This is a genomic window from Methylobacterium sp. B1, from assembly GCF_000333255.1.
Taxonomy (GTDB): domain Bacteria; phylum Pseudomonadota; class Alphaproteobacteria; order Rhizobiales; family Beijerinckiaceae; genus Methylobacterium; species Methylobacterium fujisawaense.
On the sequence record NZ_BACT01000686.1, the window covers coordinates 1 to 8,455 of the forward strand.

General features: G+C 71.6%; 8 protein-coding genes. 4 read left to right on the plus strand and 4 right to left on the minus strand.

What is annotated here, in order from left to right; translation table 11 throughout:
* Positions 1 to 332 precede the first annotated feature (332 nt).
* The 3 genes from I53_RS20185 to I53_RS20195 all read left to right on the plus strand — a co-directional run bounded on the left by I53_RS20185 (position 333) and on the right by I53_RS20195 (position 3,404).
* Positions 333 to 1,304: an ABC transporter permease gene (locus I53_RS20185; protein WP_043354011.1), complete on the plus strand. Its 972-nt coding sequence runs from the start codon at positions 333 to 335 to the stop codon at positions 1,302 to 1,304.
* Between the two features lie 142 nt (positions 1,305 to 1,446).
* A complete protein-coding gene (locus I53_RS20190) occupies positions 1,447 to 2,427 on the plus strand; it encodes an ABC transporter ATP-binding protein (RefSeq protein ID WP_043354012.1) in 981 nt (326 codons plus the stop codon).
* A complete protein-coding gene (locus tag I53_RS20195; protein WP_043354014.1) occupies positions 2,424 to 3,404 on the plus strand; it encodes an oligopeptide/dipeptide ABC transporter ATP-binding protein in 981 nt (326 codons plus the stop codon). Before I53_RS20190 ends, I53_RS20195 begins: the two co-directional genes overlap by 4 nt.
* A 30-nt stretch (positions 3,405 to 3,434) precedes the next feature.
* Here the strand turns inward: I53_RS20195 and I53_RS20200 are convergent, their stop codons facing one another.
* The 3 genes from I53_RS20200 to I53_RS20210 all read right to left on the minus strand — a co-directional run bounded on the left by I53_RS20200 (position 3,435) and on the right by I53_RS20210 (position 7,001).
* Complete coding sequence (locus tag I53_RS20200) at positions 3,435 to 5,096, minus strand: methyl-accepting chemotaxis protein (protein WP_043354015.1); 1,662 nt, start codon at positions 5,094 to 5,096, stop codon at positions 3,435 to 3,437.
* Positions 5,097 to 5,390: 294 nt separating this feature from the next.
* Positions 5,391 to 5,834, minus strand: a complete 444-nt coding sequence (locus tag I53_RS20205) for an MEKHLA domain-containing protein (RefSeq protein ID WP_043354017.1) — start codon at positions 5,832 to 5,834, stop codon at positions 5,391 to 5,393.
* Between the two features lie 6 nt (positions 5,835 to 5,840).
* Complete coding sequence (locus I53_RS20210) at positions 5,841 to 7,001, minus strand: L-dopachrome tautomerase-related protein (protein ID WP_083936106.1); 1,161 nt, start codon at positions 6,999 to 7,001, stop codon at positions 5,841 to 5,843.
* Positions 7,002 to 7,271: 270 nt separating this feature from the next.
* Here I53_RS20210 and I53_RS20215 point away from each other — a divergent pair, with 270 nt between their 5' ends.
* Positions 7,272 to 8,000, plus strand: a complete 729-nt coding sequence (locus I53_RS20215; protein WP_043354018.1) for a ParA family protein — start codon at positions 7,272 to 7,274, stop codon at positions 7,998 to 8,000.
* A 4-nt stretch (positions 8,001 to 8,004) separates the two neighbouring features.
* On the opposite strand, the gene I53_RS20220 is transcribed toward I53_RS20215, so the two are convergent.
* On the minus strand, positions 8,005 to 8,455 hold a 451-nt coding region (locus tag I53_RS20220; protein WP_043354020.1), incomplete at its 5' end, for a M20/M25/M40 family metallo-hydrolase.

Here is an 8,455-nt window from a genome sequence, read left to right on the forward strand (position 1 = left end):
TGCCGCGCGTCATTTGAACGGGACACGACGGTCACGCCCGCTTCGCAGGAGGCCCGGGTCCCCGCTCCCATGTGGAAGAGGGACAGGGTGAGGGATGAGAACTGTCCGAATGGGGCGCGGCCTGTCGGCGCTTCGAGGGTGCGCTTCACTCTGAGCGGTCTCGACCCTCACCCCGACCCTCGCCCGCATGGGAGAGGGGGCAGGTCGCGCCTGCCAGGCCCGTCGGCGCAAGACGGTCGCGTTCTGGGTTGCCGCTATCGCTTCGCTCCGCTCGCAAAGACGACGGCAGCCGCCCCGAAGCTTTCCACCGGACACGGCGTGAAGGGCGACCGATGAGCGGATACGACCTCGACGCGGGCGATGCCCCGCCGGTCCCCCTGCCGGAGGCGGCGCCCTCCCGCCTCGCGCGCTGGCGGGATTCCGACCTGCTGGCGAGCTTCCTGCGCTCGAAGACCGCCATGGCGGCGCTGGTCGCCACGGTGCTGATGGTCGGGCTCGCCTTCGCGGCGCCCCTGATCGCCCCGCAGAACCCCTACGACCCGGCCCAGCTCGACCTGATCAACTCCAACCTGCCGCCGATCTGGCAGGCGGACGGTCAGGCGCCCTACTATCTCGGCACCGACGACCAGGGCCGGGACGTGCTCTCGGCGGTGCTCTACGGCCTGCGCCTGTCGCTGATCGTCGGCGGGCTCGGGGTGCTGACCTCCGGCGTCATCGGCATCGCGCTGGGTCTGATCGCCGGCTACGCGGGCGGCGTCCTCGACACGCTGATCATGCGGATCGCCGACGTGCAGCTCACCTTCCCGGCGATCCTGATCGCCCTGGTGGTGGACGGCGTCGCCAAGGCAACCTTCGGCAGTGCCCTCGACGTCGGGCCACTGATCGGGCTGATCGTGGTGTCGATCGGCCTGTCCTTCTGGGTGCAGTACGCCCGGACCGTGCGGTCCTCCGTGATGGTCGAGAAGGGCAAGGACTACGTCCAGGCGGCGCGGCTGATCGGCCTGTCCTCCCCGGTGATCCTGGTCCGCCACGTGCTGCCGAACGTCACCGGCCCGGTCTTCGTCATAGCGACGATCAACTTGGCGCTCGCGATCATCACCGAGGCGACCCTGTCGTTCCTCGGCACCGGCCTGCCCGAAACCATGCCGTCGCTCGGCACGCTGATCCGCACCGGCAACCGCTTCCTGTTCTCCGGCGAGTGGTGGATCGTCGCCTTCCCGGGGCTGGCGCTGGCCGGGCTGGTCATCGCCATCAACCTCCTGGGGGATTGGCTGCGCGACGCGCTCAATCCGAAGCTGCAATGATGGGACATCGTCAGCGCGAGCGCAGCGAAGCGACCCAGGGCAGCGCGACCTTGGTGAACGTGGCGCCGCTGGATTGCTTCGCTCCGCTCGCAAGGACGGGGGCGCCCATCCGACGCCCGGTTGCCACCGGAGCCGCCACGCCATGACCGACACGATCCTCTCCGTGCGCGATCTCACGGTCGCCTTCGACACCCGCCGCGGGCCGCTCACCGCCATCGACCGGGTCTCCTTCGAGATCGGCCGCGGCGAGATCCTGGGCGTCGTCGGCGAATCCGGGGCCGGCAAGTCGGTGACCGGCTCGGCGGTGATCGGGCTGATCGACCGCCCCGGACGCATCGCCGGCGGCGAGATCCGCCTGCGCGGCGAGCGCATCGACAATCTCTCGCCCGAGGCCATGCGGCGGGTGCGGGGCAAGCGCATCGGCATGATCTTCCAGGATCCGCTGACCTCGCTCGACCCGCTGTTCCGGGTGGGCGACCAGATCGTCGAGACCCTGCGCACCCACACCGACCTGTCGGGGAAAGCCGCCCGCACCCGCGCCATCGACCTGCTCGCCGAGGTCGGCATCCCGGCCCCCGAGCGGCGGATCGACGGCTACCCGCACGAGTTCTCCGGGGGCATGCGCCAGCGGGTGGTGATCGCCCTCGCGCTGGCCGCCGAGCCGGAGCTGATCATCGCCGACGAGCCGACCACGGCGCTCGACGTCTCGGTCCAGGCCCAGATCATCACCCTGCTCAAGCGCCTCTGCCGGGAGCACGGCACCGCGGTGATGCTGGTGACCCACGACATGGGCGTGATCGCCGAGGCCGCCGACCGGGTGGCGGTGATGTATGCCGGGCGCGTCGCCGAGATCGGCCCGGTCGCCTCGGTGATCGCGAAGCCCCACCATCCCTACGCGGTGGGGCTGATGGGGGCGATCCCGACCCTGTCGCAGGAGGCCACGCGGCTGAGCCAGATCCCCGGCTCGATGCCGCGCCTCACCGCCATCCCCAAGGGCTGCGCCTTCAACCCGCGCTGCCCGAAGGTCTTTTCGCGCTGCCGGGTCGAGCGGCCGGAGCCGCAGGCCGTGGAGGCGAGCCGGGTGGCCTGTCACCTGTACGATGCAGCGGAGCGCGCAGCGTGAGCGCCTACGTCGAAGTCACCGATCTGCGCCGCCGGTTCGACGTCTCGAAGCCCTGGCTCAACCGGGTGCTCGAGGGCGAGCCCCGGAAATTCCTCACGGCGGTGGACCGGGTCGGGTTCACGATCGAGAAAGGCGAGACCTTCGCGATCGTGGGCGAATCCGGCTCCGGCAAGTCGACGGTGGCGCGGATGGTGGTCGGCCTGCTGCCGCCCTCGGCCGGGGAGGTGACGATCACCGGCGTCTCGATGACCGACCCGCGCCAGGCCGCAGCCCGGCGGCGCCTGCGGGCGCGCATCCAGATGATCTTCCAGGACCCCTACGCGTCCATGAACCCGCGCTGGCGGGTGGGCCGGATCATCGCGGAGCCGATCCGGGCCTTCGGCCTGATCCAGGGGGAGGGGGCGATCCGCGCCCGGGTCAGCGAGCTGCTCGGCCTGGTCGGGCTCCACCCGGACGATGCGAAAAAATACCCGCACGAATTCTCCGGCGGCCAGCGCCAGCGGGTGGCGATCGCCCGGGCGCTGGCGAGCCAGGCGGAGTTCCTCGTGGGCGACGAGCCGACCTCGGCGCTCGACGTCTCGGTGCAGGCGCAGATCCTCAACCTGATGCGCGACCTGCAGGACCGGCTCGGCCTCACCTACCTGTTCATCTCTCACAACCTGGCCGTGGTCCGCCACATGGCGACCCGGGTGGGGGTGATGTATCTCGGCCGCCTCGTGGAGGTCGCCGCCGCCCGGGACCTGTTCGCCGCGCCCCGGCATCCCTACACGCGGATGCTCCTCGACGCGGTGCCCGACCTCGCCCATGTCGGCCGCGCCCGGGTGCCGGTCTCCGGCGAGATCCCGAACCCGATCGACCCGCCGCCCGGCTGCACCTTCAACCCGCGCTGTCCGCTGGCGAACGACCGCTGCCGGACCGAGGTGCCGGCGCTGCTGGACGGCGTCGCCTGCCACGCCGTCCAGGAGGGGCGGGCCTGAGGAGGCCCGCCCGGTCGGCCCGAGGGGCCGTCAGGCCGCCCGGACCGTGGCGAGGAAGCCCGACACTTCGGCCCCGAGCTGCTCGGATTGCCGTGACAGCTCCGAGGCGGCGGTGAGCACCTGTGCGGAGGCGGCGCCGGTCTCGCTCGCGGCCTGCGTGACGCTGCCGATGCTGACGGTGACCGACTGGGTGCCCTGAGCCGCCTGCGTGACGTTGCGGACGATCTCCTGGGTCGCCGCGCCCTGCTCCTCCATGGCGGCGGCGACGCCGACGGCGATCTCGCGGAGTTCAGTGATCGTCGCGCCGATCGACTGGATGGCCGCGACGGCCTCGCGGGTCTCGCCCTGGATGGCGTTGATCTGCGCGGCGATGGTGTCCGTCGCCCGCGCCGTCTGCGAGGCCAGCTCCTTGACCTCGCCTGCGACGACGGCGAAGCCGCGCCCCGCCTCGCCCGCACGGGCGGCCTCGATCGTGGCGTTGAGCGCCAGCAGGTTCGTCTGAGCGGCGATCCCGGAGATCAGGCCGACCACCGCCCCGATCTTCTCGGCGCCCTCGGCCAGCCCGCGTACGATCGTGGTGGACTGCGCGGCATCCGCGGCGGCCCGCTCGGCCATGATCGTGGAGCGGGCGACCTGCTGGGCGATCTCGCCGATGGAGGCCGCCATCTCCTCGCTCGCCGCCGCCACGGTCTGGACGTTGGAGGAGGTCTGCTCGGCGGCCGAGGCGACGCTCATGGATTGACCCGCCGTCTGATCGGCCGTGCGGCTCATCGACTGGGCGGTCGCCTCCATCTCGGTGGCGGCCGAGGCCAGGCCGTGCGTGAGCTGCGTGACCTGGCTCTGGAACGCCCGCGTCGCATCGTCCAGCACCTGGGCCCGCCGCATCTTGGCGGCGTTCTCGATCGCTGCAGCCGCGTCGGCGTCCCGCTTGGCGATCATCGCCTCCTTGAACACCTGGACGGCCTGGGCCATCCCGCCGATCTCGTCCGCCCGTTCCGCGCCCGTGACCGGCGCCTCGAGCTCGCCGGCGGCCAGGCGGGTCATCGTCGCCGTCATGCCGCCGAGCGGACGGATCACCTGCACGACGATCGTGTAGATGCCGTAGGCGATGCTGAGCGCCGCGAGGACGAGGGCGGCCAGCAGGGCGAGGCGCGACCAGCCCGCGGTGGTCTCGGAGCGCTCGAACTCCGCCTCCGCTTCACGGACCTGCAAGGCCGTGAGCTTGCCGAGGGTCGCGTTGGCGGTCCGCAGGCTCGTCAGCAGGTCCGCATGCGTGGACTCGAAATCCGAAGCGCGACCGGCGGCGACGCGCTTGAGGATCTCGGCCGCGATGGCATCGTTCCGGTCGAGCGACCCCTGCAGCTCGGTGGCCAGGGCTTTCTCCTCCGGGGTCAGGTAGGTCGCCAGATAGGCCGACCACTGCGTGTGCAGGTTGGAGAGATCGCGCTCGATCTGGTCCTTCGCCTGGGCCGGGTCGATCTGCCGGCCGCGCAGCCTGCGCGAGACGTCGATCAGGTCGTCATAGGCATCGCGGATGATGCTGAATTGCCGGAGGCAGACGACGCGGTCGTCGAAGACGGTCTTGAAGCTCTGGTGATTCCAGTGAAGGGCGAGATTGCCCATGGCGGCACATGCGAGCAGGAGCAGGCCCATGACGGCCAGGAGTGCGAGCAGTCTGAGTTTGATGGTCATCGTGGGCGGGTGGCCTTCCAGACGGTGGCATCCGAGACCGGCGGCGGCGCAGACACGCGCGCGGTGATTTCGGAGTTTGCACCTTGGTGAGGCACGATGATTAAAGTTTAGTCGATAAATGCAGTCGAGTTTCGAGCCAAGACAAGATTTCAAACGAACGTGATCGAGACTGCAAAGCGCGTGACTGATTTCTATCTGTAACTGATATTTTCAAGAGACTTCTATCGGAAGGTGTAAGGCCCGGCCTGCGACGGGGCTGGCCCGGCGACGGAGCCGGCAGGATCGGCCGCTTCCTCAGGCGTCGCGCCATGCCGAGAAGGTCGCGGCCTGTCCCACATTCATGCCGTCGCGGTCGAGCTGCCAGACCACCGCCTGGTCGATCCAGAACCGCCGCCCGTCCTTGGCGATCCGCAGGCCGCGATAGCCGCGGCTGAAGCCGTCCCGGGTGACCGCGTCGAGGAGGCTCTGCCGCGCGGCCCGTTCGGGCGCCTCGGCCGAGAGCCGCGAGGGCAGGCCGATCAGTTCGTCCCAGGCGTAGCCGAAGCAGGCCTGGGCGGCCCGGTTGCCGTAGACGAAGCGGGGATCCGCGGCGCCATCGTGGGCGAGGACCGCGAAGGGGGCCGCCGCGTAGAGCCAGGCCGCATCGGCACCGGCCGGCACCAGGGACTCGCCGAGCCGCCGCGCATAGCTGCCGGTGAGCAGGGCGAAGAAGTCCGGGTCGTGCGAGAGGTCCGTCATGATCCGCTACAGGACAGGGTCCGCGTCGATGCGCATGCGCAGGATCGCGTAGGGCGGCTGCTGCAGGTCCCGGCCGCGGTTGAATTCCGGCCGCCGGTTGACCTGGGCCGCCGAGATATAGAGCCATCGGTCCGGGGTGATCCAGAAGGTGTCGGCCCAGATCAGCCGGTCGTCGGCGGCCAGCACCTCCACGGTGCCGTCCGGCAGGCGCCGGCCGACCGCGTTGTGCTCCTGCAGGCTGAGATAGACCCGGTCCTCGGAATCGGTGGTCAGCCCGCCGGTCATGCCCTTCTCGCCGAGATCCTTGACCGCGGCGGCCACGGCCGCGTCCGAGACGTTCGGGTCGCGCAGGGCCGCGGTCTCGACCGTGTAGAGCCGCCGGCTCATCAGCGGCGCGTAGTACAGGCGGCGTCCGTCCGGGCTGATCGCGATGCCGTTGGCGCCGCCCTTCGGGCTCTTCTCCGGCGCGTCGCCCTTCCGCTCCATCACGGGCCGCCGCTCCACGAACTTGACCAAGCCCTCCTCGGAGCGCGTGCTGGGATGGCCCGCGAGGCGCCGCACCACCCGCCCGCTGTCGAGATCGACCGCGAGGATCGCCCCCGCGCCGGCCTGCCCCTGATCGGTGACGTAGGCCAGCGCCCGCCCGTCGCGCACGTCGACCCGCAGGTCGTTCAGCGAGGAATCCGGCACCACGCCCGCGTCGAGGGGAATCGTCCGGCGGATGCTGTTCCGGCCGATATCGATCGCCAGGATCTTCGCGCCGCCCGGCACCGGCCGTCCCTTGCCGGTCGGCAGGCCGGCATCGAGCACCCAGAGGGTGTCGTCACGGTCGAAGACGCCGTTCGGCACGTGGAACAGGGTGGCCTGCGGCGCCTGCGGGTCCGGGCGGTTGGCCGCCGCGTCGGGGTAGGGCTTCACCGATCCGTCGGGCAGCACCTCGCCGAGGGTGATCGGCTCCGCACCGGTGAAACGCGGCATCATCACGAAGATCCGTCCGCCCCGGGCGATGGCGAGTCCCGTGGGGGTCGAGGGCGCATCCGCCGCGATGGCGAGGTCCAGAATCCCCGCAGGCCGGCTCGTCGGGGGCGGCGGCGTCCCGGCGCGGGCGGCGGGGGCGGCGAGGGCCAGGAGCCCCGTTCCGATCAGGCGGCGGCGGTCGAGGCGCATGCGGATCCCGGCGTGGCAGTCATCGGAGTCCCGGCGGGGGCGCGGCGCGCGACCGACGGGATGCCGGCCCAACGCATGGGCCGTCCGGGCGATCCCGCGCGCCGGAATCCGCGCCGCGGCGATCGGCAGCCGGCGACGGGCGGTCCACAGGCGCCGCCGCGCGACGCTGGCCCCAGCCAGCGGCGTCACGGTAAGCACGATCGTGCCGGACCTCGATTCGGCGCCGCACGGGCCGAGGCCCGGGCCTGAGATTGGAGAGGTGGGACACGCATGGATCCCGAAGGATCCGAACCGGCGCCGGACACCGCGCCCCGGCCCGGCGCCGGCTCGCTGCGGGTCCTCGCCCTGGCGGTGCAGAAGGGCGGGACGGGCAAGACAACCCTCGCGGCCTCCCTGGCCGTCGCCGCCGCGGAGGCCGGCGAGCAGGTGACCGCCCTCGATCTCGACCCGCAGGGATCCCTGGCCGGCTGGGGGGCCCTGCGCAAGAGCGACCGCGGGAGCGACCGCGAGAGCGACGCCGTCGCGGTCGACCGGATCCAGCCCTGGGAGATGGGCCAGCTGTCGGAGATTCTCGGCATCCTCGCCGAGCAGGGCACGACGCTCGCCGTCCTCGACACCGCCGGCAGCGCGTCCGGCCTCGCGCCGGCCCTGAAGGATGCCGACTTCGTCCTGATGCCGGTCCGCCCCTCGCGGCTCGACATCGTGGCCGCCCGGCCGACCCTCCAGGCGCTCGTCGGGCTCGGGCTGCGGGAGCGGCTGGCCCTGGTGCTGAACCAGTGCCCGCCGCCGCCCTCGCCGCGCACCAGCGCCTACGCGGCGCAGCTGCGCGCCCTGGGCGTCCTGGCCGAGCCCGGCATCATCCACCGGGTCGACCACCAGGACGCCCTGGCGACCGGGCTCGGCGTCACGGAATACGCCCCCGTCAGCCCGGCCGCCGACGAGGTCCGGGCCCTCTGGACCTGGATCGACGGGAAGATGCGGTCGGCCTCCGCCCGCTGACGGCTCAGCCCTGGCCGAGGGCCGCGAGGATCCGCGCCCAGGAGCGCGTGCCCTTGTGGAAGCTCGTCAGGTCGTACTTCTCGTTCGGCGAGTGGATCCGGTCGTCGTCGAGGCCGAAGCCGATCAGCAGGGTGTCGCGCCCGAGGATCCGCTTGAAGTCGCCGACGATCGGGATCGAGCCGCCGGCCCCGACGGTCACCGCCGGCACGCCCCACTCGTCCTGCAGCGCGGCCTTGGCGGCCCCGAGCTGCGGCATGTCGAAGGGCAGGCTGATCGCCCGCGAGCCCTTGTAGGTGATGACCTCGACCCGGCAATCTGCCGGCACGCGTTCCCGCACGAACGCCTCGAAGCTCTCGGCGAGCCGCTTCGGATCCTGGTCGTCCACGAGGCGGAACGAGACCTTGGCGGAGGCGGTCGAGGCGATCACCGTCTTGGTGCCCTCGCCGGTATAGCCG

Bases quoted from the DNA above. Each gene is read 5' to 3' on its own strand.
- I53_RS20215 (WP_043354018.1), top strand. From the start codon at position 7,272: ATGGATCCCGAAGGATCCGAACCGGCGCCGGACACCGCGCCCCGGCCC.
- I53_RS20200 (WP_043354015.1), bottom strand. From the start codon at position 5,096: ATGACCATCAAACTCAGACTGCTCGCACTCCTGGCCGTCATGGGCCTG.
- I53_RS20190 (WP_043354012.1), top strand. From the start codon at position 1,447: ATGACCGACACGATCCTCTCCGTGCGCGATCTCACGGTCGCCTTCGAC.
- I53_RS20210 (WP_083936106.1), bottom strand. From the start codon at position 7,001: ATGCGCCTCGACCGCCGCCGCCTGATCGGAACGGGGCTCCTGGCCCTC.
- I53_RS20185 (WP_043354011.1), top strand. From the start codon at position 333: ATGAGCGGATACGACCTCGACGCGGGCGATGCCCCGCCGGTCCCCCTG.
- I53_RS20205 (WP_043354017.1), bottom strand. From the start codon at position 5,834: ATGACGGACCTCTCGCACGACCCGGACTTCTTCGCCCTGCTCACCGGC.